Source organism: Micromonospora sp. DT227, assembly GCF_049841835.1.
Classification (GTDB): domain Bacteria; phylum Actinomycetota; class Actinomycetes; order Mycobacteriales; family Micromonosporaceae; genus Micromonospora.
In genome coordinates, this window is sequence record NZ_JBNCLA010000015.1 from 63,826 (window position 1) to 90,775 (window position 26,950).

The window sequence follows — 26,950 nt, forward strand, 5'->3', positions numbered from 1 at the left end:
CGCCGTGAGCGCGAGGAACGCAGCGCAGCGGAGTCCCGCAGTCGCGAACGAAAGGCAGGCACCGTGAGTGAGGACGACCGGATCGCGGTGGTGGGGCTGGCCTGCCGGGTGCCGGGCGCGGACGACGCGGTCAGCCTGTGGCGCAACCTGCTGGCCGGCACGGTGTCGGTACGCCGGCTGACCGCCGCCGACGGCGCGCCCACCGACCCCGACTGGGTGCCGGTGTTCGGCCGGCTCGACGACCTGGCGGGTTTCGACGCCGACCTGTTCGGCTACCCGGCCGGGGCGGCGGCGCTGCTCGACCCGCAGCACCGGCTGTTCCTGGAGGTGGCCTGGCACGCGCTGGAGGACGCCGGCATCGACCCCGACCGCGACCCGGCCCAGATCGGCGTGTTCGCCGGCTGCGGCCCCAACCGCTACCTGCGTCACCACCTGCTGGGCAGCCCGGCGCTGCGGCCCGCCGCCGGGGACCTGGCCGAGGACTGGGACGACGTGCTGACCGGCGCCGACGGCGACTACCTGCCGACCCGTGCCGCGTTCGCGCTGGGCCTGACCGGGCCGGCGGTGGCGGTCCGGACCGCCTGCTCGACCTCGCTGGTCGCGGTCTGCCAGGCCGCGCAGAGCCTGCTGGACTACCGCTGCGACGTGGTGGTCGCCGGTGGGGCGGCGGTGGTGTCGACCCGGCAGGCCGGCTACCGCCTGCGGCCGGGCGGACTGCTGGCCGCCGACGGGGTGTGCCGCCCCTACGACGCGGCGGCCACCGGGCAGGTGTTCGGCAACGGCGCGGGCGCGGTGGTGCTCAAACGGCTCGCCGACGCGCGCGCCGACGGCGACCACGTGCACGCCGTCCTGGCCGGGTGGGCGGTGAACAACGACGGCGCGGACCGGCCCGGCTTCACGGTGCCGGGCGTGGCCGGGCAGGCGGCGGTGCTGGCGGAGGCGTTGGCGTCGGTGGGCTGGGACCCGGCCGACGTGGGCTACCTGGAGGGCCACGGCACCGGCACGCCGGTCGGTGACGCGATCGAGGTCGAGGCGCTGGTCCGGGCCCGGCGGGGCAGCCGGGCCCCGCTGCTGCTCGGCTCGGTGAAGGGCAACGTCGGCAACCTGGACGCCGCCGCCGGCGTGCTCTCGTTGATCAAGGCCGCGTACGCGGTCCGGACCGGGCAGGTGCCGGGCACGGCGTGCTTCACCGGCGCGCACCGCGACGTCGACCTGGCCGCGGCGGGCGTCGAGGTCACCGCGCGGACCCGGTCGTGGGACGGGCCGCGGCGGGCCGGGGTCAGCTCGTTCGGCCTCGGCGGCACCAACGCGCACGTGTTGGTGGAGCAGGCCCCCGGCGCGGGCGACCGGGACGGGCCCGCCGGCGCCGACGGCGACCGGGTGGTGCTCGGCCTGTCGGCGGGCAGCCCGACCGCGTTGCGGCAGCTGGCCGGGCGACTGGCCGCGCGGCTGGCCGAGGGCGACCTCGCGATCGCGGACGTGGCGTACACGCTGGCGGTGGGCCGGCGGCGGCTGGCCCACCGGGGCGCGGTCGGCTGCGCCGACGTGCCGGAGGCGGTCGCGCAGCTCACCGCGTTCGCCCGGGGCGGGCCGGTGGCCGACGACGCCGCGACCCGGTCCTGGTGCGACGGTGGCGACCCGCCGGTGGCGCGGGGACGGCGGGTGCCGCTGCCCGGCTATCCGTTCCAGCGGACCCGGCACTGGATCGAGGCGACGCGATGACCGGTCCCCACCTGCCCTATCCCGAGGTGTGCCTGCCCGACCTGGTCGCCGGGCACGCCGCCCGGCGACCCGACGCGCCGGCCGTGACGCAGGGCGGCCGGACGCTGAGCTACGCCGACCTGGTCGGCCGCGCCGCCGCCCTCGCCGCGTCGCTGCGCGCGGACGGCATCGCCCCGGACGACCTCGTGGGCGTCTGCGTGGACCGCCGCCCGGACCTGGTGGTGGCGCTGCTGGGCGTGCAGGCGGCCGGCGCCGGCTACGTTCCGCTCGACCCGGCGTTGCCGGCGCCGCGACTGCGCGAGCTGGCCGGCGAGGCCCGCCTGCGCGTCGTGGTGGGCGCGCCGGCCGTCGCGCCCGGCGTCTTCGCCGATTACGCCGTGCGGGACGTGCCCACGTCGACGGCCCGCTGGCGGCCGACGCCCGCCACGCTGGCCACCACCGCGTACGTGATGTTCACGTCGGGGTCGACCGGACGGCCCAAGGGCGCGGTGATCGAGCACCGGGCGCTGACCGAGGCGGTCACCGGCATCGCGGAGTTCTCCGGCTTCGGTCCCTCGACCCGCTGCCTGGCCTTCGCCTCGATCGGGTTCGACGCGTCGGTGGCCGACCTGCTCGCCCCGCTCGCCGCCGGTGGCACCGTCGTGCTGGCCGGTGACGCCGAGCGGGCCGACCCGACCCGGCTGTACCGCGTCTGCGCCGAGCAGGACGTCGACGTGGTGGTGCTGCCGCCGCCGGTCCTGCCGCTGCTGGACCCGGCCCGGCTGCCCGGCGTACGGCTGGTGATGACCGGCGGGGAGGCGACCGGCCCGGAGCAGGTCGGCCGGTGGACCGAGGGCGGCCGGCGGTTCGTCAGCGTCTACGGCCCGACCGAGGCGACCGTGCTGGTGACCTGGTTCGAGGGCAGCGGCGGGTGGACCCGGCCCATCCCGATCGGCCGGCCGGCCGCCAACCACCGCATCCACCTCGTCGACGACCGGTTCCGCGAGGTCGGTCCCGGCGAGATCGGTGAGGTGCTGGCCGGCGGGCCCGGTCTCGGCCGGGGCTACCTGTTCGACGCCGCGCGCACCGCCGAGCGGTTCGTCCCGGACCCGTTCACCGACCGGCCCGGGCAGCGCCTCTACCGCACCGGTGACCTGGCCCGCCGGCTGCCGGACGGGAACCTGGAGTTCCTCGGCCGGGCCGACCGGCAGGTCAAGATCCGCGGGCAGCGCATCGAGCTGGGCGAGGTGGAGGCGGTGCTGCGCCGCCACCCCGACGTCGACCTGGCCAGCGTCCAGGCGCGCGGCGGCCCCGGCGGGCCGGAACTCGTCGCGTACGTGGCGACCCGCCTGGACGTGGCCGTGCTGCGCGCCCACTGCGCGCGGCTGCTGCCGGCGGCGGCCGTGCCGGCGCGGATGCACACCATGCCCGCGCTGCCGGTCACCATCAACGGCAAGATCGACGTCGACCGGCTGGCCGCGCTCACCGCCGCCGCGCCGGAGCCGGCACCGACCGGCGAGGCGCCGGCGACCGACACCGAACGCCTCGTCGCGCGGGCGTGGTCGGCGCTGCTGGACGCGCCGGCCGTCGACCGCGACGCCGACTTCTTCCACCACGGTGGACACTCGATCGCCGCGATGCGGCTCGTCGCCGACCTGCGGGAGCGGCTGGGCCGGGACGTCGCGGTCGAGGACGTGCTGCTCGGGCGGACGCTGCGCGGCATCGCCGCCCGCGTCGACGCCGCCGCCGGGACCGACCCGACCGCCGCCGTCCGGGGCCGGCCGCCGGCCCTGTCCCCGGCGCAGCGCCGGCTGTGGTTCCTCGACCGCTACTTCCCGGCCGCCGCGTCCGCCTACAACGTCGCCTTCGCCGAACGGCTCACCGGCGGACTCGACGTCGCGGCCCTCGCCACCGCGCTGACCGCCGTCGCGGACCGCCAGCAGATCCTGCGGTGGCGCATACCCGACACCGACGGCGTGCCGTACGCCGTGGTCGACCCGCCCGCGCCGGTGCCGCTGCCGGTACGCGACCTGTCGCCGGGCACGGACCTCGCCACGCACCTCGCGGCCGGCGCGGCGCGGCCGTTCGCGCTGGCCACCGATACGCTGTGGCGCGCCGAGCTGATCCGGACCGGCGTCGACGAGCACGTACTGGCCGTCTACGCCCACCACGCCGTGTTCGACGGCTGGTCCCAGTCGCTGTTCCACGCCGACCTGGCCACCGCCTACCGCGCCGCGCTCGGGCAGGGGCCGCCGCTGCCGCCGCTGGCCGCCACCTACGGCGACTACGTCGCGTGGCGCGAGGAGCGTTCCCGGCGCCGCGGCGCGTCCGACCTGGACTGGTGGCTGGCGCACCTGAACGGCGTGCCCGTGGTGGTGGAGCTGCCCGGGGGACGGCAGCGGCCGGCCGAGCAGACGTACGCCAGCGCGACGGTCGGCACCCGGCTGGACCGGGCCGCCACCACTGCCCTGACCGACCTCGCCGCCGGGCTCGGCGCGACCCCGGCCGCCACCGTGCTGGCCGCGTTCGCGCTGGTCCTGGCCCGCCGCACCGGCCTGCCCGACCTGCTCGTGGGCACCCCGACGGTGGACCGGCGCGCGGCCGACTTCGCGCCGATGGTCGGGTTCTTCATCGAGATCGCGCCGCTGCGGCTGCGTCCGCTCCCGGAGGCCGGCTTCGCCGCGCACGTCCGCGCCGCCTGGGCGGAGCTGCTCGCCGCGCTCGCCCACCCGGAGGCGCCTGTGGAACGCGTCGTCGGCGGGTTCGGCCTGGGCGGCCTGCTGGACCGCAGCCCGCTGGTGCAGGTGCTGTTCAACATGTACACGTTCGACGAGCCGAAACTGGAACTGGCCGGCCTGACCAGCGAGCCGGTGCCGGTGGCCGCGCCCGGGTCCCCGTTCGACCTCACCCTGTACGGCGTGACCCGGGACGGGCAGCTCCGGGTGGAGATCGTGTTCAACCCCGACGTCTACGGCGGCGACCTGATGGCGGCCGTGCTGGGCGAGGTGGAGCGGGTGCTGCGCGCCGGGGCCGCCGATCCCGGGCGGCCGGTCTCCGAGCTGCCGGCCTGGACGGCCGTTCCCGCCGGGAGCCCGGGCGAGGTGCCCCGGGCCGCGCCGGTCACCCGCGCCACGAGCCGGCCGGGGGCGACCGCCGCCCGCCCGGCCACCGCCACCGAACGGCGGATCGCCTCGGTCTGGTGCGACGTGCTCGGCGTGCCCGAGGTGGCCGCGACGGACAGCTTCTTCGACGTCGGCGGCGGCTCGCTGGCCGTCGCCGTGGTGCAGCGGCAGCTCAACCGGCTGCTCGGCACCGACCTGCGGGTGGTGGACCTGTTCCACCACCCGACCGTCCGCGCGCTCGCCGCGCACCTGGACAACGGCCACGCCGCCGCCGGGTCGCCCGGCGACAGCGCCGAGGACGCGGCGGTGGAACGGGCCGCCCGCCGGGGCGCGGTGCGCCGCCAGCGGGTGCTGCGCCGGGCCGCCGACGGGCCGATCGGGGCGGGTGATCCGGAATGACGCACCTGGTGCCCCTCGGCGACACCGGCTGGTCGGTCTGGCGGGACGCGCTGCTGCGCAGCGCCGGGTTCCCGGCCGACGGCCTGGACCGCTTCGCCGCCCCGGAGTGCGCCGCCGCCGCCGACCGACACCTCGCCGGCCAGGTGGACGACGCCGCGTTCCCGGCCGCGTACGCCGCCGCCACCCGGGCGGCGTCGGCGGCGGTGTGCGGGATCGCCGCCGACCCGCTGTTCCGCGAGGCCGTCACCTGGCAGAACCCGGACGTGCTGGTGGCGCTGGACGGGCTGGTCCGCGACGGCCCGGACGGGCCACGAAACGTCCGCCGCCGGGGCCGGGAGAACGTCGTCGCCGGCTACTGGCAGCGCTACGTCGCCAAGTGCGAGACCATCGGCTTCTTCGGCCCGGTGTGCTGGGGTGTGGTGGCGCCGGGTCCGGCTGCCGTCACCGCCCGGCCCGGCCCCGGCCTGCTCCGCCGACGCGTCGTCCACCTGGAACACTGGGCGCTGTCCGCGTACGCCGACCGGCTGGTGGCGGACCCGCTGCTGCGGTCGTGGCTGGCCCCGACGCTGGCGCCGCACGCCCACCTGGACGGGCGGGTCGTGCACCGGCCCGCCCAGCGTCCCGCCCCGGTGTCGCTGACCGAGTCGATCGCGCTGGCCCGCTGCGACGGACGCCGCCCCGCCCGGGAGATCGTCGACGACCTGGTCCGCGACGAACAGACCGGCGTGCGCCGGCCCGAGGAGGGGTTCCTGCTCCTCACCCACCTGGCCGAGCGAGGGCTGCTGCGCTGGGACTTCGACCTGCCGCCGGGCTTCGCCGCGGAGGCCGGCCTGCGCGCCCGGATCGACGCCGTCGGCGACCCGGCGGCCCGGGAGCCGGCCCGGGCCGGACTGGACCGGCTCACCGCCGCCCGCGACCGCGTCGCCGACGCCGCCGGTGACCCCGCCGCGCTGGCCGCCGCGCTGGCCGCCCTGGACACCGAGTTCACCGGACTGACCGGCCGGCCGCCGCGCCGCCGGGCCGGGCAGAACTACGCCGGGCGGGCGCTGTGCCACGAGGAGACCGTCCGCGACGTCGAGTTCACCGTCGGCCGGGACCTGCTCGACGCCCTCGCCCCGGCGCTGGACCTGCCGTTGCGGGCCGCGCGCTGGCTCACCGCCGAGCTGGCCACGGCGTACGGCGACGCGCTGCGTGACCTCCACGACGACTTGAGCGGTGACGGGCCGGTCCGGCTCGGGGACCTGTGGTTCGTCGCCCAGGGCCCGCTGTTCGGCCCCGGTGACCGGCCCGCCGACCGGGTCGCGCGCGAGTTCGCCGCCCGCTGGGAACGGGTGCTCCGGCTCGCCGACCTGCCCGCCGGCACCGCGCGGCTGACTGTCGACGCGGCCGAGCTGGCGCCCCGGGTCGCCGCGCAGTTCCCGGCCACCCGACCCGGCTGGAGCGCGGGCCGGATCCACAGCCCGGACCTCCAACTCGTCGCGGAGTCGCCCGACGCCGAGGTCGTCGCGGTGCTCGGCGAGCTGCACGCCGCGTACGCGACGTTCAACGCCGAGCTGTTCACCCACTGCCATCCCGACCTGGCGCGGCTGCGCCGGGCGTACGCGGCGGACCTGGGCCCGGCGCGGCTGCGTCCGGTCTACCCGGTCGACTTCCCCCGGGTCGGCGGCCGGCTGTCGGCGTCCCTGTTCGGGCCGGACGACCACCGGCTCGCGTTCGCCGACGCCCCCGGCGCGGGCCGGGACCGGTTGGTGCCGGCCAACGCCGCGGTGGTCTCCGAGGTGGCCGGCGTGCTGGTGGCGACCGGCCCCGACGGCACCCGCTGGCCGCTCGTCGAGGTGTTCTCCGACCTGATCGCGGTGCACGCCGGCGACGCGTTCAAACTCATCACCGAACGCCCGCACAGCCCCCGGGTCACCGTGGACCGGCTGGTGCTGGCCCGGGAGACGTGGCGCGTCACCGTCGGGGCGACCGGCCTGACCGACGCCGTCGACCCGGCCCGCCGTTACCTCGCGGTACGCCGGTGGCGGGCCGCGCTGGGCCTGCCGGAGCGGGTCTTCGTCCGGGTGGCCACCGAGCTGAAACCCGAGTACGTCGACCTGACCAGCCCGCTCTACGCCAACCGGCTCTGCCTGATGCTGCGGGCGGCCCGGCGGGCGGGCGGCGCGGACGTGCCGGTGACGGTGACCGAGTTGCTGCCCACGCCGGCGCAGGCGTGGCTGCCCGACGGCCGGGGCCGCCACTACGTCAGCGAGCTGCGCCTGCACATCCGCGATGCCGCCGAGCCGGAGGTCATGCCGTGACGAACGAGACAGTGGAGCCGATCGCGATCGTCGGGCTCAGCCTGCGCGTGCCGGGCGCGGCCTCGGCGGAGCGGTTCTGGCGCAACCTGGTCGACGGCGCCGAGTCGTTCACCCGGTTCAGCCGCGCGGAACTGCTGGCCCGGGGCGTCGCCGCCGACGAACTCGACGATCCGGCGTACGTGCCGGTGGCCGCCGTGCTCGACCAGGTCGACCAGTTCGACGCCGGCCTGTTCGGGATGAGCCCGCGCGACGCGGAGCTGGCCGACCCGCAGCAGCGGCTGTTCCTGGAACACGCGCACGCCGCGCTGACCGACGCCGGCTGCGACCCGGCCCGCTACGACGGCGAGATCGGCGTGTACGCGGGCGGCAACGCCGACCTCTACCAGTGGCTCAACGTCCGGCGGAACCCGCGCGCGCTGGCCGACGCCGGGGAGCTGCGGGTGTCGTTGGGCAACAAGCCGGACTACCTGGCCAGCAGCGTGTCGTTCCGGCTCGGTCTGCGCGGCCCGGCGATGACCGTGCAGACCGCCTGCTCGTCGTCGCTTGTCGCGGTGCACCTGGCCAGCGAGGCGCTGCGCAACGGCGAGTGCGACACGGCGCTTGCGGGCGGCGTCTGCGTGGAGCTGCCGCACGCCGTCGGGTACGTCGCGGACGAGGGCTACACCTCCGCCGACGGGCACTGCCGCCCGTTCGACGCGCACGCCGACGGCACCGTCTACGGCAGCGGCGTCGGTGTCGTCGTGCTCAAGCGGCTGTCCGACGCGCGGGCCGACGGGGACGACATCCGGGCGCTGATCATCGGCAACGCGGTCAACAACGACGGCGCGACCAAGGCCGGCTTCACCGCGCCCAGCGTCACCGGCCAGGTGGAGGTCGTCGTGCAGGCCCTCGCGGTGGCCGGCGTCGCCCCGCGCTCGGTCAGCTACGTGGAGGCGCACGGCACCGGCACGGTCCTGGGCGACTCGATCGAGATCGCGGCGTTGAGCGCGGCGTACGGGCGGCGCACGGCCGAGCGGGGCTGGTGCGGGGTCGGCTCGACCAAGGCCAACATCGGTCACCTCAGCGCGGCCGGCGGCGTGGTCGGCCTGATCAAGACCGTGCTGTCGATGCGGCACCGGCTGATCCCGCCCAGCATCAACCACGACCGGCCCCACCCGGAGATCGACTTCGCGGCGAGCCCGTTCTACGTGGTGTCGACGCTGACCAAGTGGGAGCCGGCGGAGCAGCGCCCGCTGCGGGCCGGAGTCAGCTCGCTCGGCCTCGGCGGCACCAACGCGCACCTGGTGCTCCAGGAGGCCCCACCGCTCGCCCCCACCGAACCGGACGACGGCGGCGGGGAGCTGCTCCAGGTGTCCGCCGCGACCCCGGCCGCGCTGGCGGCGGCGTGCGCCGGGCTGGCCGCCCACCTCACCGACCGGCCGGAGCTGGAGCTGCGCGACGTGGCGTACACGCTGCGGGAGGGACGGCCGGCCTACCGGCACCGGGCCGCGGTGGTCGCGGTGGACCGGACCCGGGCGGCGGCTGCCCTGACCGATCCGCGACGCCGGGGCGACGGGGACGCGGCGGACCCGCCCCGGGTGGGTCTGCTCTTCTCCGGCCAGAGCTCGGCGCACCCGGGCATGGGCGCGCAGCTGGCCGCGACCGAGCCGGTCTTCGCCGCCGCCGTCGAGGAGTGCGCCCGGGTCCTCGGCCGGGACCCGCACGAGCTGCTCGTCGGCGCGGGACCCGGGGCCGACGAGCGACTGGCCGAGCCGGAGGTGCTGCAACCCGCGCTGTTCACGGTCGGGTACGCGCTGGCGACGCTGTGGCGGCACTGGGGCGTCACGCCCGCCGCGATGCTCGGCCACTCCATCGGCGAGCTGGTGGCGGCCACCGTCGCCGGGGTCTTCGACCTGCCCGACGCGGTGCGCCTCGCCGCCGCCCGGGGCCGGCTGGTCCGGGCCGCGCCGGAGGGCCGGATGCTCGCCGTGCAGCGCGGCGCCGACGAGATCACGCCGCTGCTGCCGGCCGGGGTCGCGGTGGCGATCAGCAACGGGCCGCAGACCTGCGTGCTGGCCGGCGCGCCGGAGCCGGTGACCGCGGTCGCCGACACGCTGCGCGGACGCGGCATCGGCTGCACGCCGCTGCGGACGCCGTACGCGATGCACGTGCCGCTGCTGGAGCCGGTGCGCGACGAGTTCGCGGCGCTGGTGGCGGCGGTGCCGCGCCGGGCGCCGGCGGCGCCGGTGTGGTCGGCGGCGACCGCCGCGCCGTTCACCGACGCGCAGCTCACCGACCCGGCGTACTGGGCGGAGCAACTGTGCCGGCCGGTGCGCTTCGGGGCCACGGTGGCGGCCCTCGCGGCGACCGGCCCGCCCGACGGGTGGCTGCTGCTGGAGTGCGGCCCCGGCCGCCAGCTCGCCGGGCTGGCCCGGCTCAGCCTGCCGGCGGGGGCCCGCGCGCCGCTGCGCACGCTGCCCGCGCCGGGGGAGCGGCTGACCGACCGGCAGACCACCCACGAGGCGGCCGGCCGGTTGTGGACCGCCGGGGTGCCGGTCCACCTGCCCACGCCCGGCCGGCCGCGTCGGGTGTCCCTGCCCGGCTACCCGTACCAGCGGACCCGACACTGGATCGACCCGGCGCCGGCGGCCGTGGCGCCCGCCGCGCCGGCCGCCGACCGCCGCCACGACGACGGCGTCGTCGAGGTTCCCCTCTGGCGCGAGCTGCCCGCCCCGGCATCCGCCGACGTGCCGGCCGCGCTGCTGCTGTTCGCCTCGGGCCGACGGGGCACGGCACTGGCGGATCGGCTGCGGGAACGCGGCGTCGACGTCACGGTGGTCCGCCCCGGGCCGGCTTTCGCGGTCCGCCCGGACGGCTACCAGGTACGGCCGACAAGCGTCACCGACCACCGTCGGCTGCTCGACGAGTGCGCCGACGACGAGCGCGCCGGCCGGGTCGTGCACGCCTGGCCGCTCGACGGGGACCCGGCCGGCTCCGACGCGTCGGCCGTGTCGGCGGCCCAGGACCACGGCTACCTCGCGCTGCTGACGCTGCTGGAGGCGCTGCCGGACACCGACGTGGAGCTGGACGTGGTGACCGCCGGGGTGGCCGACGTGACGGGCGCCGACCTGCTGCGCCCGGAACACGCCACGGTCGCCGGGGTGGTGCGTTCGGCGCCGCTGGAACGCCCGCGGCTGCGTGCTCACTGGATCGACGCCGACCCGGGCGAACCCGCCGTCGACCCGCTGGCCGACGAGCTGCTCGGCGTCGACCGGGCCGAGGCGGTCGCGCTGCGGCTCGGTGGGCGTCGCTGGATCCGCGAGTTCGCGGCGGTGCCGGCCGGCGGTCGGGCCGGTTCCGGGCCGATCGTCCGGGACGGCGGGCGGTATCTGATCACGGGCGGCTCGGGCCAGGTCGGCGGCGCGTTCGCCGCCGAGCTGGCCCGGCCCGGCGCGCGGCTGGTGCTGGTGAGCCGCGCCACCGCACCGCCGGCCGCCCGGATCGAGGCGCTGGAGCGGGCGGGCGCCCGGGTGCGGCACCTCACCGCCGACGTGGCCGACCCGGACGCGATGCGGGCGGTCCGCGCCGAGGTGCTGCGCGACCTCGGCGGTCTCGACGGCATCATCCACGCCGCGCGGCGGCCGGACACCGGCCCGGCCGCCGGGTCACGGCTGGCGGAGGCCGCCGCGGAGCTGCGGCCGAAGCTCACCGGCGCGCTGGTGCTGCGCGAGGTCTTCGGTGACCTGCCGCTGGACTTCGTGGCGCTCAGCGCCTCGGTGACCGCGCTCGCCGGTGGCCTGGGCCGGGTCGACGACACGGCGGCCAACGCGTTCCTCGACGCGTACGCCCGCGCCCCGCACGGCTGGCCGACCCGGGTGGTGGCGCTGGCCTGGGGCGCGTGGCGGGAGGACGGCGTGCCCGACCACGACGGGCTGCCCGCCGCGGCGGCGACGGCGGCGGCGCGCCGGGTCCTCGCCGGGGGCCGCGCCGGCTCGGTCGCGATCGGCGCGTACACCGTGGCCGCGGTCGCCGGCCACGAGCGGCGGCTCGCCTCGGTCACCGCCGCGACCACCGCCACCGCGACCGCCGTCGACGGCGACCTGACCGCCACCGTCGCCGGGATCTTCCGCGACGTCCTGGGCGTCGCCGAGGTCGGCCCGTACGACGACTTCTTCCGGCTCGGCGGCACCTCGTTGGTGGCGGCGCACCTGGTGCTGCGCATCCGCCAGGCCGTCGGCGCCCGGCTGTCCATGCGGGTGCTGTTCGACGCGCCGACGGTCGCCGCGATGGCCGCCCGGATCGAGGCGCTGCGCGCCACCCCGCCGGCCACGGCGACGGAGGCACCGATCCCGCGCCTGCGCCGGCCGGGGCGGCCGGCGTGACCGAGTCGCCGCCGGACCTCACCCCGGTCGACGGCGTCTACCGCGCCGCCGCCTCGTACGCCCAGGAGCGGGTCTGGTTCACCGCCCAGCTCAGCCCGGGGCAGCCGCTGTTCACGATGACCGACGCGGTCACCCTGCCGGCCGGGGCGGGCCCGGAGCAGGCGCTCGCCGCGCTGCGGACGGTCACCGAACGGCACGAGGCGCTGCGCACCACGCTGTGCCTGGTGGACGGCGAACTCCGGCAGGACATCCATCCGAGCGTGCCGGTGGAGCTGCCGGTGACCGACCTGTCCGGGCTGCCGCCGTCGGAGCGGGAGCGTGCCCGCGTCGGGATCGTCGCCGAGTACGCCCGCCTCGACCTGCCGATGGACGGCCTGCCGCTGTGGCGGGCGCGGCTGCTGCGGCTCGACGCGGACACCTGGTGGCTGCTCTTCGCCGGCCACCACGTGATCCTCGACGGCACGTCGCTGCTCAACCTGCGCGCGGAGCTGACCGAACTGTGCGCCGCCGCGGTGGCGGGCCGCGCGCCGGACCTGCCCGACCTGCCCGTCCAGTACGCCGACTACGCGGCCTGGGAACGCGACCGTCTCGACGGCCCCCGCCGGGGCGAGCTGCGCGCGTACTGGCGGGAGACGCTGGCCGGCCTGCCCGCCGTGCACGGGCTGACCACCGACCGCCCGCGCCCGTCGACGCGCGCGTTCCACGGCGCCGACGTGCGCCGCGCCCTGCCCGACGGCGTGGCGGAGGCGTTGCCCGAGCTGTCCCGGCAGACCGCCGCCACCCCGTTCATGGTGCAGCTCGCCGCGTTCGTGGCGTTGCTGCACCGGCTGTCGGGCAGCGACGACGTCGTGGTCGGCATGCCGGTGGCCGGCCGGGACCGCGCCGAGCTGGAACCGCTGCTCGGCATGTTCATGAACATGCTGGTGCTGCGCGTCGACGTCTCCGGTGATCCGCCGTTCCGGACGCTTGTGCGCCGGGTCCGCCGGGTGGTGCTCGACGCGTGGGACCACCAGGACATGCCGTTCCAGAAGCTGGTCGAGGACCTGGCGGTGCGTCGCGACCCCGGTCTGCCGCCGCTCTACCAGGTGACGTTCCACCACCTGCCGACCGGGCGCGGCGCGGCGTTCGGCGGCGCGATGGACGACCTGTCGCTGGAGATCGCCGGCGACGAGCTGCGGCTGGAGTACGACACCGCGCTGTTCGAGCCGGCCGGCATGGCCGCGTTCGCGGACCGCTACCTGCTGCTGCTCGCCGCCGCCGTCGCGTCGCCGCAGACCCGGGTGGGCGCGCTGCCGGTCATGTCGGACGCCGAACGGGACCGGGTGGTGACCGGCTGGAACGACACCGCCGCCCCGGTGCGCCGGAGCACCCTGGCCGAGTTGTTCGACGCCCAGGTCCGGCGCACGCCGGACGCGGTGGCGCTGGTCGACGGCGACACCCGGCTGACCTACGCCGAGTTGTCCGCCGCCGCCGACCGGGTGGCCCGGCGGCTGACCGCCCACGGGGTGGGGCCCGAGTCGGTCGTCGCCGTCCACGAGCCCCGCTCCCACCGCCTCGTCGCCGGGCTGCTCGGCGTCCACCGGGCCGGCGCGGCGTACCTGCCGCTGGACCCGGACCATCCGCCGGAGCGGCTGGCGTTCATGCTGACCGACGCCGGCGCGGAGGTGCTGCTCGCCGACGAGGTGCCGACCGGCCTCGCCGGGGCGGGCGTGGTGCTGCCGTTGACCGGTCCGGACCGGCCGGTGCCGGTGGGTGGACCGGACCGGCCGGTGCCGCTGACCGGACCGGACCGGCCGGGACCGGTGCCGGGCCGGGCCGCCGGGCCGGGCAACGCGGCCTACGTGATCTACACCTCCGGGTCCACCGGGCGACCGAAGGGCGTGGTCAACGCGCACGCCGGCGTGGTCAACCGGCTGGACTGGATGCAGGACGCCTTCGCGTTGGGGCCGGACGACGCGGTGCTGCACAAGACGCCGATCGGCTTCGACGTGTCGGTGTGGGAGGTGTTCTGGCCGCTCCTGGTGGGCGCGCGGCTGGTGCTGGCCGCGCCGGGCGGGCACCGCGACCCGGCGTACCTGCGGGAGCTGATCGCCCGCGAGCGGATCACCACCGTCCACTTCGTGCCGTCGATGCTGGACGCGTTCCTGGCCACCGCCGACGCCGCCGACCTGGCCCGGTGCGGCTCGCTGCGGCGGATCGTGTGCAGCGGCGAGGAACTGCCGCTGGACCTCGCCCGCCGGGCCGTGGCCGCGCTCCCGGCGGCGTCGCTGCACAACCTCTACGGGCCCACCGAGGCGGCGATCGACGTGACCGCCTGGGCGGCCACGCCCGCCGCGCTGGCCGCCGTCACCCGGGTGCCGATCGGCGGGCCGATCCGCAACGTGCGCGCCCACGTGCTCGACCAGGCCATGCGGCCGGTGCCGGTCGGGGTGGCCGGGCAGCTCCACCTCGGCGGGGTGCAGGTGGCCCGGGGCTACCTGCGCCGACCCGGGCTCACCGCCGACGCGTTCCGCCCCGACCCGTTCGGCGCGGCCGGCGGGCGGCTCTACGCCACCGGCGACCGGGCCCGCTGGCGGGCCGACGGGACCCTGGAGTACCTCGGTCGCCTCGACGACCAGGTGAAGCTACGGGGGCTGCGGATCGAACCGGGGGAGATCGCCGCCGTGCTGCGCGAGCAGCCGGGCGTCGGCGCCGCCGCCGTCGCGGTCCGCGGCGCCACCCCCGCCGGTCAGCGCCTGGTCGCGTACGTGACACCGGCGGCGGGCGCCGGGGCGGTGGACCCGGCGGCGCTGCGGGAGGCGCTGCGGCGGCGGCTGCCGGACTACATGGTGCCGTCGGCGTTCGTGCCGCTGGACGCGCTGCCCCTGTCCGCCAACGGGAAACTGGACACCGCCGCGCTGCCCGACCCGGTGCCCGACGGCGGCGGGACCGCCGCGCACCGCCCGCCGGTCACGCCTGTCGAACGGGCCGTCGCCGCCGCCTGGCAGGACGCGCTCGGGGTCGCCGACGTCGGCCTCGACGACGACTTCTTCGCCCTCGGCGGGCACTCGCTGCTGGCGATCCGGATGCTGGCCACGCTGCGCGCGGCGTACGGGCCGGTCGACGTCGGCGTGATGGACCTGTTCCAGCACCCCACCGTGGCGGGGCTGGCCGCGCTGATCGACGGTCCGGCCGACGACCGCCGGCGTCCGCTGCTCTACGAGCTGACCCGGCCGGTGCCGGCGGCACAACGGGTGCGGTCCTACGTGTGCGTGCCCTACGGCGGCGGGCTGGCCAGCATCTACCAGCCGCTGGCCGACGAACTGCCGCCCGGGCACACGCTCTACTCGCTGGCCGTCCCCGGGCACGACGTCGGCGTCGACGACACCGAGCTGCCCTTCGACGAGCTGGTCGAGCGGTGCGTGGCCGAGATCGAGGACCGGGTGGACGGCCCGCTGGTCCTCTACGGCCACTGCGTCGGCGGCGCGCTGCTGACCGGCATCGCCCGGCGGCTGCACGAGCGGGGCCGGCCGATCGAGGCGATCTACGCCGGTGGCGTGTTCCCCACCGCCCGGCCGGACAACATGCTCGGCCGGCTGGTCGACTGGGTCGACGCGCGGGGCGCGGACCGGCGCTACGAGACGTTCCTGCGGTCGATCGGCGCCGAGCTGGCCGACCTGGACCCGGCACAGGTCGACCGGTTCGTCCACCACGTGCGGCGCGAGGCGGCCGAGGCGCAGGAGCGGTTCACCGCCTGGCTGGACGCCGAGCCGGTCCGGGTCCCCGCGCCGGTGATCTCCGTCGTGGGCACCCACGACGTGCTCACCGAGTACTACGAGGAGCGCTACCGCGAGTGGGGCTTCCTCGGCGGTTCCACCGCGCTGGTGGTGCTCGACCAGGCCGGGCACTACTTCGTCAAGCAGCGGGCCCGGGCGCTCGCCGAGGTGCTCACCCACCCGGGTCTGTCCGCGCCGGGCACCGCGCCCGCCCCGGTCGCCGGTGACGGCTGGGAACTCGCCGCGACAAGCGCCGACCCGGCCGCCGTCGAGGCCGGGGTGCAACCCGGCGTACGCCGGTTCCTGGCGCTCACCGTGAGCCAGCTCGTCTCGGCCACCGGCTCGGCGCTGACCCAGTGGGCGGTGCCGGTCTGGGTCTACCTGAGCACCGGGTCGATGCTGTGGTTCGGCCTGTCCGGGGTGATCGCCTACCTGCCGGCGCTGTTGGCGCTGCCGGTCGCCGGCACCGTCGCGGACCGGTTCGACAGGCGTCGGGTGCTGATCGCCGCCTGCGCGGTCGCGGTGACGGCGGAGGCGCTGCTGGCCACGCTGCTGTGGACCGACCGGCTGGGGCTGGCCGCCGTCTACACGCTGGTCTGCGTGCTCGGCGCGGCGTCGGTGTTCCAACGCATCACCTACCTGGCCGCGATCCCGCAGGTCGTGCCGAAGCGCTACCTGGGCCACGCCAACGGCATCGCCCAGCTCGCCGTGGGGCTCAGCTCGCTGGCGGTGCCGCTGCTGGCGGCGGGCCTGCTCGCGGCCGTCGGCCTGACCGGGGTGCTGGTGATCGACATGGTGAGCTACACGGTCGCCATCGGCGTGCTCGCGGTGGTGCGCTTCCCCCGGCTGCTCGGCCGCCGCCGCAAGGAGCCGTTCCTGGCCGAACTGGTCGGCGGGGCGCGGATGGCGTGGGCGGAGCCGGGCTTCCGGGCCATGCTCGGCTTCTTCTCGCTCTACAACCTCTGCCTGGCCGGCCTGCTGCTGGTGCCGCCGATGGTGCTGGCGTTCGGCACCATGGGCCAGGTCGGCACCGTGGCGTTCGCCGAGGCGCTGGGCGCCGTCCTGGGCGGGCTGGCGGTCGCGGTCTGGGGTGGACCGACCCGACGCCGGATGCCCGCGCTGATCGCCATCGCGTTCGGGGTCGCGATCAGCCTGGTGCTCAGCGGCGTACGCCCGAACCTGTGGCTGATCGCGCTCGGCAGCTTCGGCGTGGGCCTCGGTCTGGGCCTGCACAACGGCATCTACCTGTCGCTCATCCAGGTGAAGGTGCCGCAGCGGTTCCACGGCCGGGTGCTGGCGATCATCCAGACGCTGACCTGGGCGACGTTGCCGCTGGGCTTCGCCGTGCTGGTGCCGCTGAGCGGGTCCGTGCTCGAACCGATGTTCGCCCCGGGCGGCGCCCTGGCCGGCAGCGTCGGTGCGCTGATCGGGACCGGCCCCGGCCGGGGGCTCGGGTTCGCGTTCGTGGTGTCCGGCCTGGCGCTGGCCGTGGTGGCGGCGGGCGCCTACGGCATGCGCCGGCTGCGCCACTTCGACACCGAGACCCCGGACGCCCCGGCGGACGCGACGCGGTGGCTACCGCGCGGGCGCCGGGTCGACGATCTGTAGCCGCAGCTCCGAGGCGTACGCCCGGCCGGCCGCGTCGGTCAGCCAGGCGTCGCCGGGGCCGGGCAGCAGCTCGGTGACGGTCAACCCGACCCGGTCCCCGCCCCGCTCGTGCGCGCCGCGCAGCAGCGTGCACAGCAGCCGGGTGTAGACGCCGCTGGTCAGGTCCACGAAGGTGGGCTTGAGTTCGGTGTCGACCCGGACGAAGACCTGCTCGGGCAGGTCGAGCGCGCGCCGCCAGCGCCGCACCGCGAGGTAGCGCGCCCGCTCGCCCTTCACCGTGTGCAGCCCGGTCGCGCCGACCGTGGTGCGCCACGTCTCCCGCACCAGCACCAGATCGTCGACGGTGACCCGGGGCGTGTGCCCGGCGTTCCCGGCCAGCTTCCACGTGTCGAACACCTGGTGGTCGACGAGCGGCGCGAACACCTCCAGCAGCGGCCACTGCCGGCCGTCCCCGGCGTACGCCCGCAGGCCGCCGTCGGCATCGGGTCGCACCGTGAGGTCGGTGATCGGCACGAGGCGGTCCGGGTCGGCGCCGGGGGCGCCGGTGAAGCCGAGCTGTGCGTCGGCGGGCCCGTGCAGCCACTCCGCGATGCGGGCGGTGTGCCGGGGCCAGTCCACCGGGGCCAGCAGCCGCACCCGGCCCTCGGGCAGGTCGGCGCGCATGGCGTCGCGCAGCCGCTGCGGATCGGGGTGGCCGTGGGCGAAGAAGTGCGTGTCGAACGCGGCCAGGGCCACGTGCAGCTCGCCGAGCACGACGGTGACGTCGCCGCGCCGTAGCGCCGCCTCGTCCGGGGCGCACAGGTGCACGTCCGGGCTGTGGATCCGGGCGGCGGCCCAGCCGGGCGCGGTGGCGGGGAACGCGGCGGCGACCCGCGCGGTCAGCTCGGCGGCGTCGAAGCGCAACTCGCGGGCGTCGGGGTCGGCGTCGGCCAGCCCGAGGACGGTCGCCCAGCGGGCCAGGAAGTCGGCGGTGACGGCGGCGCTGGGCGGGTCCGCCCCGAACACCACCGCCTGGGCGTGGAACCACAGGTCGGCCAGGGGCACGTCCGGGCTCGCCGCGTCGGCCGACAGGTCGCGGTGGAGGGCGGCCAGCGCGTCGGCGTACGCGTCGCCGATCGCCGCCGTCAGCCACCGCGCCGACAGCAGCAGCGGCTCCAGCGGGGCGAGCCGGCGCAGCAGCGCGTCGCCGAAGCGGATGTCGAGGTCGCGTACGGTCTCCAGGTGGCACAGGGTGCGCCCGGCGTACACCTCGCCGGGCTGGTGCCGCGCGGGCCGGCCGGTCAGCTCGACGAACCGGCGCTCCAGCATGGACATCGCCGCGGCCAGGGCGTCGGGGTCGTCGGCGGCGGCCACCGCGTCGCGCAGCGCGCCGACCTCGGCCAGCTCGCCGAGCAGCCGGGCGCGGAGCGCGTCGTCGCCGATCGCGGCGAGCTGGTCGCGCAGCGCGTCCTCGGCGGTGAGGTCGACCGGCAGGTCGAAGCCGATCCGCAGCACGCCGCTGCCGGCGAGCGCGTCGAGTTGCGCGTGCACGTCGGCGGCGCGACGGAAACCGCTGGCCGGGTCCGCGAGCAGCCCGGCGACGAGGTCCCCGACCCGCGGTCGCCGCCGGGCCAGCGCCAGCAGCGCGGCCGTCCCCGCCGGCAGCGCCTGCGGCGCGCGGTGCGGGTGCCGCAGTACCCGGTCCCGCAGCGTCAGCTCCGGCGACAGCCGCACCGGCAGCCAGTCGCGGACGCCGGCCGCGCGGGCGAACGCCGCGCCGAGCGCGTCCAGCCCCCACCGTTCCAGGAAGACCCGGCGGTCCCGGGTCAGGGCCGGACCCGGCCGTACGGTGACGACCGGACCCGGGCCGCCCAGCTCGGTCCAGCAGATCGGGCCGAAGAAGCCGACCGTGTCGTTCTTGAGGCAGTAGCGCTGCCAGTACTTCGCCACCACCTCCTCCCGGTGGCGCCGGCGCAGGTTGCGTGGGGCGTGCGGGCCGTCCCGCCGGATCGCGTCGACGGCCACCAGCACCGCCGGGTTCTGCCAGGTGAGCGCCGTGCGGAACGCGTCGTCCCCGGCGACGTCGTGGACCGCCCGGCCCAACTCGGCGGCGGCGTCGTCGAACGCGGCGTCGAACGTGGCCTCGTCGCAGTCCCCGGCGAGGTGGGCGTCGGCGACGGCGGCGAGCGCGGGCGCGGCGAACCGGCGCATCCCGGCGGCCGGGAAGCCGGCCGAGCGCAGCAGCGCGGAACGCCAGACGTGCCACGGGGTTCCGGTCAGGGGCGTGAGATGCTCTCGGGGCACCCGGCAATGGTAGGCATCGACGGGATCCACGGCGGGACGGGCGAACATGAGCTTCGGGCTGGTGTCCTTCGGGGAGGCGCTCGGCGACCCGGCGCCGGTGGCGGACGTGGTGGGGGAGTACACCGACGACGTGCAACGGGTCCTCGGCTACGGCTACCGGCAGGTGCACCGCGCCGCGCCGGAGGTCGGCGTGACCGACCTCGCCGAACGGGCCGCACGCCGGGCGCTCGACGCCGCCGCGCTGCCCGCCGCCGAGCTGGACCTGCTGGTGCTGGCCGTCACCGACGTCACCGAACACCTCTACTGGGACGCCGCCGCCGAATTGGCGCACCGGCTCGGCCTGGTGGACGCCGAGGCGGTGCTGCTCACCCAGGCGTGCACCACCGGCGTGCTCAGCCTCGACACCGTCGCGGGCCGGTTCGCCACCCACCCGGGGTACGCCACCGCGCTGGTGGTGGCCGCGAACCGGACCTGTGAGGCGTACTGGAACCGGATGGACACCCAGCCGATGGTGTTCTCCGACGGCGCGGTCGCCACGGTGGCCCGGCGCGGACACCCGCGGCTGCGTTGGCTGGCCACCGAGGCCGTGACCGACGGCCGCTACGCCGGGTTCCACCGGCTCGACAGCGGCGGCGCGGCGGCGCCCTTCGGGTCCGGCGGCGAACCGCCCGCCGCTTTCGACGGGTGGCACGTGATGGAGTTCTTCGACTACGACGCCGAGCAGTTCGCGCAGTTCGCCCGCGAACTCGACGAACGGGCCGTGCGGGTCACCGAGCGGGCCTGCGCCCGGGCCGGTGTCGCGGTCGCCGACCTGGCGCGGCTGATCCTGGTCGGCGACAACGAGCGGGCCATGACGTCGCTGGCCGAGGCGCACGGGGTGCCGCTGGCCCGGACCAACCGGGAGCTGGCCGCCGAGCACGGGCACCTCGGGGCCGCGGACCAGCTCTTCGGGCTGAGCCGCCTGCTGGCCGCCGGGGAGCTCGACGCGGGTGACCGGGTCGCGTTGATCTCGCTGGGCCGGGGCATGCACTGGGCCTGTACCATCGTCGCGGTATAGGCATCGATCATCCGGTCGGTGTGCCAGCGCGCCGCCGCCGCTGCCGCCGGAGGACCCGTTCCGGAAGGGACACGGCATGTCCAGTCGGCTGGTGCGACTCGTCGCCGACGTGCTGGAGCTGCCGGTCGACGAGGTCGACGCGCAGACCGGTCCGGCCACCACGGCCGCCTGGGTGAGCCTGCGTCACCTCCAGATCGTCGCGGCGGTCGAGGACGCCTACCGGGTCACCATCACCCCCCGGGAGATCCGGGCCGTGCGGTCGGTGGCGGACCTGCGCGCGCTGCTGGCGCGGCGGGGCGTCGAGGAATGACGGCCGCCGCGCCGTCCCCGCTCGGCGACGCCGACCTCGACGCCGGGCTGCTCATCCGCCGCTTCGAGGAGGAGCTGCTCCGCCTGTACGCCGACGGCCACCTCGCCGGCACCACCCACACCTGCCTGGGCCAGGAACACATCCCGGTCGCGCTGGCCCCGTTGCTGACCGGGGACTTCGTGTTCAGCAACCACCGGGGGCACGGGCATTACCTGGCCCACCGCGCCGACCCGCACGGCCTGCTGGCGGAACTGCTCGGCCGGGACGGCGGGGTGTGCCACGGGCACGGCGGCAGCCAGCACCTGCGCCGGGACGGTTTCCTGTCCACCGGGGTGCAGGGGGAGAGCCTGCCCGCCGCGGTCGGCGTCGGGCTGCACCTCAACCGCACCGGGCAGGACCGGATCGTGGCGGCCTACGTCGGCGACGGCACCTGGGGCGAGGGCGCGGTCTACGAGGCGCTCAACATGGCGCAGCTCTGGCGGGTGCCGCTGCTGGTGGTGGTGGAGCACAACCGGATCGCCCAGTCCACCCCGACCACCGCGCAGTTGGCCGGCACCATCGCCGGCCGGGTGGCCGGGTTCGGGATCACCGTCAGCGAGTCGGACTCGCTCGACCTCAACGAGGTGCGGGCCGGCGCCGCGCCGCACGTCGCGCGGGTCCGCGCCACCCGGCAACCGCACGTGCTGGTGCAGCACACGGTCCGGCTCGGCCCGCACAGCAAGGGCGACGACTCCCGCGCCGCCGACGAGCTGCGCGAGCTGCGGCGGCTCGACTGGCTGGAGCGCTACGCCACCGCGTACCCGGAGCAGTTCTCGGCGGCGGACGCGCGGGCCCGGCGGCGGGTCGCGGACGTCTCGGCCGAGGTGCTGTCCCGGCCGTTGGTGAGCGGCGGCGTGGCGTGACCCGCGCCGAACGGGTGAGCGAGAACCTCAACCGCGCCCTGCACGAGCTGTTCGCCGCCGACGACCGGGTCTGGCTGCTGGGTGAGGACGTCGCCGACCCGTACGGCGGCGCGTTCAAGGTCACCCGGGGGCTGTCCACCGCCTACCCGGACCGGGTGCTGTCGACGCCGCTGAGCGAGAACGGCATCACCGGCGTCGCGGGTGGCCTGGCGCTCTGCGGTGACACCGTGCTCGTCGAGATCATGTTCGGCGACTTCGCCGGTCTCGCGTTCGACCCGATCCTCAACCTCCTCACCAAGTCCGTCAGCATGTACGGCGAGCGCGTCCCGATGCGGGTGGTGGTCCGCTGTCCGGTGGGCGGCGGGCGGGGCTACGGCGCGACGCACAGCCAGAGCGTGCAGAAGCACTTCATCGGCATCCCGCACCTCGCGCTCTTCGAACTGTCGCCCCTGCACGACGCGGCCGACGTGCTCGCCGCCGCGCTGCGCCGGGGCGAACCGGCGATGCTGTTCGAGGACAAGATCCTCTACACCCGCCGCCGGTACGTCGACGGCCGCGTCGACGACCGCTTCGCCGTCGAGATGCGGGGCGCGGACCGCAACTGGGCCCGCGTGCACGACCCGGCCGCCGACACCGCGCCGACGCTCGTCATCGCGCCCGGCGGGGTCGCGGAGCGGGCCATCGCCGCCGCGCGGGACGCCGCCGGGCGGGGCCGCGCCGTCGAGGTGCTGGTGCCGGCCCGGCTCTACCCGGTCGACGTGGACGGGCTGCGCGGCGTGCTCGACGGCGCGGCCGGGGTGATCGTCGCCGAGGAGAGCACGGCCGGCGGCACCTGGGGCGGCGAGGTCGCCGCCCGGCTGCACGCCGAGGCGTGGCCGCTGCTGCGCCGGCCGGTCGAGCTGGTCAGCTCCGCCGACCGGGTCATCCCGTCCGCCCCGCACCTGGAACGCGCGGTCCTGCTCGGCGCGGACACCATCCTGGAGCGGATCATGCGGGTTCCGGCCGGCGGGCCCGCCGCGCCGCGGGCGACCGGGGCCGACCCGCCGCCGGCCGGGTCGCGTCCGGCGGGGACCGCCGAGCCGGGTGTCCCGGTGCGGGTGCCCACGCTCAATCCGACCGACGAGAGCTACCTGCTGCTGGAGTGGCTGGCACCGGCCGGCGCCACCGTCGGCGTCGGGGAGCCGATCGCGGCGGTGGAGACCGCCAAGGCGATCGAGGAGCTGGCCGCGACGCACGCCGGTGTGCTGTGGCACGACGTGGCCGCCGGGGCGGACTGCGTCCCGGGCGGCGTCATCGGCCGCGTCCTGCCGGTCGGGGCCGCGCCCGCCCCGACCGCGCCGCCCCCGGAACCGCCGCCGCCCCCGGAACTGCCGCCGGGCCCGCCCCCGGAACCGCCGCCGGGCCCGGCCGCCGCGGTCCGGCCGCCGGTGGCGTCGCCGGCCGGACGGCCGTTGTCACCGGCGCAACGCCGCGTCGCCGAGGTGGTGGCGACCTCGCACCGGGAGATCCCGGCCGCGTTCACCGTGGTGCGCGTCGACGTGACGGCCGCCCTCGGGTACGCCCGCCGGACCGCCGAGGAGACCGGCGCCGACGTCGGCCTCACCGAGCTCGTCATCGCCGCCGTGGCCGCGCTGCACGAGCGGTTCCCCGACCTGTACGCCACGCTCACCGGCGACGGCCGGGTGCGCGACGCGGCGCAGCCGGCGGTCGGGCTGACCGTGGACGTCGGCACCGGGCTGTTCCTGCCGGTGATCCGGGACGCCGCGAAGCTGGACCTGGGCGACCTCGCCGACACCGTGGTCGCGCTGCGCATGCGGGCGCTGCGCAACCGGTTGTCCGAGGAGGACATGATCGGCATGAACTTCCTGGTCGCGCTCAACGACACCCCGGGCGTGACCCACGCCCGGCCGATCATCCCGCCCGGTGTCACCTGCGCGCTGTCGGTGCCCGACGTGCACCGCGAGGTCGTGCTCGACGCCGACGGCGGGTTACGCGAGCGGACCACCGCCGACCTCGGCCTGGCCTACGACCACCGGCTGGTCAACGGGGCGCGGGCCGGCGCGTACCTGGCCGCCCTCGCCGACGCCCTGCGCCGGTGACCGGGCGGACCCGGACGCATCGTCGACGGGCGATCTAAACTGCGTCGCGGAGCACCGTGCGTGGTCGGTGACCGCCTCCGACGGGGTGATCAGCATGCTTGTCCGCGTCCTCGGACCCTGCACCGCCGAGACCGACCGGGGCGACGCGGTGCCGCTCGGCCCGCCCAAGCAGCGGGCGCTGCTGGCCGCGCTGGTGCTGCGCGCCGGGCGGGCGGCGACCGTCACCGAACTCGTCGACACGCTCTGGCCGGACGACCCGCCACGGTCGGCGGTCAAGAACCTCCAGCTCTACGTGCACCAGCTCCGCAAGCTGCTCGGCACGGCGCTCAGCCACCGCAACGGCGGCTACCGGCTCGACCGGGCGGCCTACCGGCTGGACGCCGCCGAGTTCGACGACCTGGTGGACGCCGCCCGGCGGGCCGCCGCCGCCGACGACCTGCCGGCGGCCCACGACGCCTACCGGCGGGGGCTGTCGACGTGGCGGGGGCGCGCGCTGGCCGACCTGGTCGACCGGGGCCTGCTGCGGGAGGAGGCCACCCTGCTGGAGCGCCGGCACCTCGTCACGCTCGACGAGTCCCTGGCGGTGGAGGCCCGCCTGTACGGGCCGGTCGCCGTCCTGCCCCGGGCCCGGCGGCTGATCGTCGACCACCCGCTGCACGAGCCGTTGCGGGAGCACGAGCTGCGCGGGCTGCTCGCCGCCGGCCGCCACGCCGACGCGGCGACCGCGTACCGGGAGTTCCGTCGGCTGCTCGCCGCCGAGGTCGGGGTCGCGCCGGGTCCGGCGCTGCGGGCGCTCGGGGCCCGGCTGCCCTGGCACCGCGCGGCCGAGCCGGGCCCGGCCCAGCTCCCCGCCGACCTGGCCGACTTCACCGGGCGGGCCGCGCAGGTGGCGGAGATCACCCACCACCTCAGCGGTACGGCGGGCGCGCTGCGCATCCACGCCGTGTCCGGTACCGGCGGGGTGGGCAAGAGCAGCCTGGCGGTGCACGCCGCGCACCTGCTCCGACCGCACTACCCGGACGGGCAGCTCCACGTGCGGCTGCACGGCCACGGGGAACGGCCCGTCGATCCGGCCGACGTGCTGGCGCAGTTCCTGCGCGCCCTGGGCCGGCCGGCCCCGCCGCCGGGCGGCGACCTCGACGAGCGCGTCCACCTCTACCGCAGCGCGCTGGCCGACCGCCGGGTGCTCGTGCTGCTCGACGACGCGGCCGGGGAGGGGCAGGTCCGCCCGCTGCTGCCCAGCGGCGCCGGTTGCGCGGCGCTGGTGACCAGCCGCACCCCGCTGGCCGGCCTGGTCGGCGCCCGGCACCTGCCGCTGGACGTGCTGGACGCGGAGGCGGCGGTGACGCTGCTGCTGGCCGCCGCCGGCCGGGACCGCGCGCGGGTCGATCCGGCCGACGCCGCGACGGTGGTGCGGCTCTGCGGCCGGCTGCCGCTGGCCGTGCGGGTGGCGGGCGCCCGACTGGCCACCCGTCCGCACTGGACGCTTGCCGCGTTCGCCGGGCGCCTGGCCGACAGCCGGCGGCGGCTCGACGAACTGCGCGCCGGGGACCTCGACGTACGGGCCAGCTTCCAGCTCAGCTACGACGGCCTGGAACCGGACACCCGTCGCGCGTTCCGCCTGCTGGCCCTGCTGGACCAGCCGACCGTCACCGCGTGGCTGGCCGCCGCCCTGCTCGGCACCACGCCGACCGGCGCGGAACGGCTGCTGGAGTCGCTTGTCGACGCCCAGCTCCTGGAGTCGTCCGCCGGTGACCGGTACCGCCTGCACGACCTGCTTCGGGTCTACGCCGCGGAGATGGCCGCCGCCGAGCCCGAACCGGCGCGGCGGTCGGCCGTCGGCTCGGCGCTGCGGGCCTGGTTGACGCCGGCGGAGCGCGCCGCCGCGGCGCTGACCGGCCCGGACGCCGAGCAGGCGCGGTGCTGGTTCGCCGCCGAGCAGGCCGATCTGGTGGCCGCCGTCCAACAGGCGCACCGGGCCGGCGCCTGGGCGGTCACCTGGCGTCTGGCCCGGTCGTTGACCCGGTTCCTGGAGGAACGCTCCCAGTGGGAGGCCTGGCGGACCACCCACGAGCTGGCGCAGGACGCGGCCCGCCGCGCCGGGGACGTCGCCGTCGAGGTCGCGCTCACCCAGCGCCTCGGTGACCTGTACCGGGACCGGGGCCGCTTCGCCGAGGCCGCCGACCACTTCGGCCGCTGCCTGGACCTGGCCGGACGGACCGGCGACGACCTCCAGCGCGCCGCGGCGCTGCGCGGGCTCGGCGACGCCGGCTGGGGACGCGGCGACGCGCGGACCGCGATCACCCGCTACCGTGCCGCGCTGCCGCTGTTCGTCGCCGGTGACGACCGGCGCGGCACGGCGGAGACACTGCGGGGGCTGTCGGTGGCGTACCGGGGCCTGGGCCGGCTGTCCGACGCGGCGGCGGCGGCCCAGCGGTGCCTGCGCGCGTTCGCCGCGCTCGGTGACCGCGACGGCGAGGCGTACGCCCGGCGCACGCTGGGCAGCATCCGGCTGGACCAGGAACGCTACGACGAGGCCACCGAGTGCTTCCTGCGCTGCCGGGCGGACTTCGCCGCGCTGGGGGACCGGCTGGGCGAGGCGGCGGCGCTGCTCGGTCTCGGGATGACCCAGGTCGACCAGGAGCGCTTCGCGCGGGCCGTGCCCACCTACCGGGACTGCCGCGCGGCGTTCGCCGACGTCGCGGACGCGCTCGGCGAAGCGTACGCCCGACGTGGTCTCGGCGACGCGCTGACCGGGCTCGGGCGGCACGAGGAGGCCGCCAGGGAGTTGACGGCCGCGCTGGCGGTCTTCCGCACCGGCGGGGACGTCCGCTGGGAGGGCTACGCGCTGTTCAGCATCGGCCGGCTGGAGTTGGCGCGGGGCCGGCCCGACGAGGCCCGCGACGCCCTGCGCGGGGCGTTGCGGATCTTCGAGCGGATGGCAGCCGCGCTCTGGATCGACCGGACCCGAGGGCTGCTGGCCGCCCCGCCCATCCACGCGGGCGGCGTCTGAGTCGCGCCGGTCCGCCCGTACGCCCTGCTCAGCGCGCCCG

The 26,950-nt window shown here is 77.1% G+C and carries 11 protein-coding genes; 10 read left to right on the forward strand and 1 reads right to left on the reverse strand.

What is annotated here, in order from left to right; all coding sequences use genetic code 11:
• Positions 1 to 63: 63 nt before the first annotated feature.
• The 5 genes from ACLQ2W_RS31760 to ACLQ2W_RS31780 are packed head-to-tail and all read left to right on the forward strand — an operon-like array spanning position 64 to position 17,246.
• On the forward strand, positions 64 to 1,722 hold the full coding sequence (locus ACLQ2W_RS31760) for a beta-ketoacyl synthase N-terminal-like domain-containing protein (protein WP_425791322.1): 1,659 nt from the start codon (positions 64 to 66) through the stop codon (positions 1,720 to 1,722).
• Positions 1,719 to 5,222 (forward strand): amino acid adenylation domain-containing protein, encoded by a 3,504-nt coding sequence (locus ACLQ2W_RS31765; protein WP_425791324.1) that lies wholly within the window; start codon positions 1,719 to 1,721, stop codon positions 5,220 to 5,222. The genes ACLQ2W_RS31760 and ACLQ2W_RS31765 overlap by 4 nt, the downstream gene beginning before the upstream one ends.
• Entirely contained in the window at positions 5,219 to 7,522 is a 2,304-nt protein-coding gene (locus ACLQ2W_RS31770; RefSeq protein WP_425791326.1) for a lantibiotic dehydratase, read from the forward strand. Before ACLQ2W_RS31765 ends, ACLQ2W_RS31770 begins: the two co-directional genes overlap by 4 nt.
• The gene (locus ACLQ2W_RS31775; protein ID WP_425791328.1) at positions 7,519 to 11,883 is read left to right on the forward strand and encodes an SDR family NAD(P)-dependent oxidoreductase; all 4,365 of its coding nucleotides are present in this window, start codon (positions 7,519 to 7,521) and stop codon (positions 11,881 to 11,883) included. The genes ACLQ2W_RS31770 and ACLQ2W_RS31775 overlap by 4 nt, the downstream gene beginning before the upstream one ends.
• Entirely contained in the window at positions 11,880 to 17,246 is a 5,367-nt protein-coding gene (locus ACLQ2W_RS31780) for a non-ribosomal peptide synthetase/MFS transporter (RefSeq protein WP_425791330.1), read from the forward strand. Before ACLQ2W_RS31775 ends, ACLQ2W_RS31780 begins: the two co-directional genes overlap by 4 nt.
• Here the strand turns inward: ACLQ2W_RS31780 and ACLQ2W_RS31785 are convergent.
• Positions 17,214 to 19,529, reverse strand: coding sequence for a lantibiotic dehydratase (locus ACLQ2W_RS31785; RefSeq protein WP_425791332.1), 2,316 nt, complete (start codon positions 19,527 to 19,529; stop codon positions 17,214 to 17,216). The two genes, ACLQ2W_RS31780 and ACLQ2W_RS31785, sit on opposite strands and share 33 nt — an antisense overlap.
• 46 nt (positions 19,530 to 19,575) lie before the next feature.
• On the opposite strand from ACLQ2W_RS31785, the gene ACLQ2W_RS31790 reads away from it, so the two are divergent.
• From ACLQ2W_RS31790 to ACLQ2W_RS31810, 5 genes are all read left to right on the forward strand, one after another.
• Positions 19,576 to 20,586: a 3-oxoacyl-[acyl-carrier-protein] synthase III C-terminal domain-containing protein gene (locus tag ACLQ2W_RS31790; protein WP_425791334.1), complete on the forward strand. Its 1,011-nt coding sequence runs from the start codon at positions 19,576 to 19,578 to the stop codon at positions 20,584 to 20,586.
• A gap of 76 nt (positions 20,587 to 20,662) precedes the next feature.
• A complete protein-coding gene (locus tag ACLQ2W_RS31795) occupies positions 20,663 to 20,896 on the forward strand; it encodes an acyl carrier protein (protein ID WP_281939165.1) in 234 nt (77 codons plus the stop codon).
• A complete protein-coding gene (locus ACLQ2W_RS31800; RefSeq protein ID WP_405090166.1) occupies positions 20,893 to 21,798 on the forward strand; it encodes a thiamine pyrophosphate-dependent dehydrogenase E1 component subunit alpha in 906 nt (301 codons plus the stop codon). The genes ACLQ2W_RS31795 and ACLQ2W_RS31800 overlap by 4 nt, the downstream gene beginning before the upstream one ends.
• Positions 21,795 to 23,897, forward strand: coding sequence for a 2-oxo acid dehydrogenase subunit E2 (locus ACLQ2W_RS31805; RefSeq protein ID WP_425791337.1), 2,103 nt, complete (start codon positions 21,795 to 21,797; stop codon positions 23,895 to 23,897). The genes ACLQ2W_RS31800 and ACLQ2W_RS31805 overlap by 4 nt, the downstream gene beginning before the upstream one ends.
• Positions 23,898 to 23,964: 67 nt before the next feature.
• Positions 23,965 to 26,910, forward strand: a complete 2,946-nt coding sequence (locus tag ACLQ2W_RS31810; RefSeq protein WP_425791339.1) for an AfsR/SARP family transcriptional regulator — start codon at positions 23,965 to 23,967, stop codon at positions 26,908 to 26,910.
• Positions 26,911 to 26,950 lie beyond the last annotated feature (40 nt).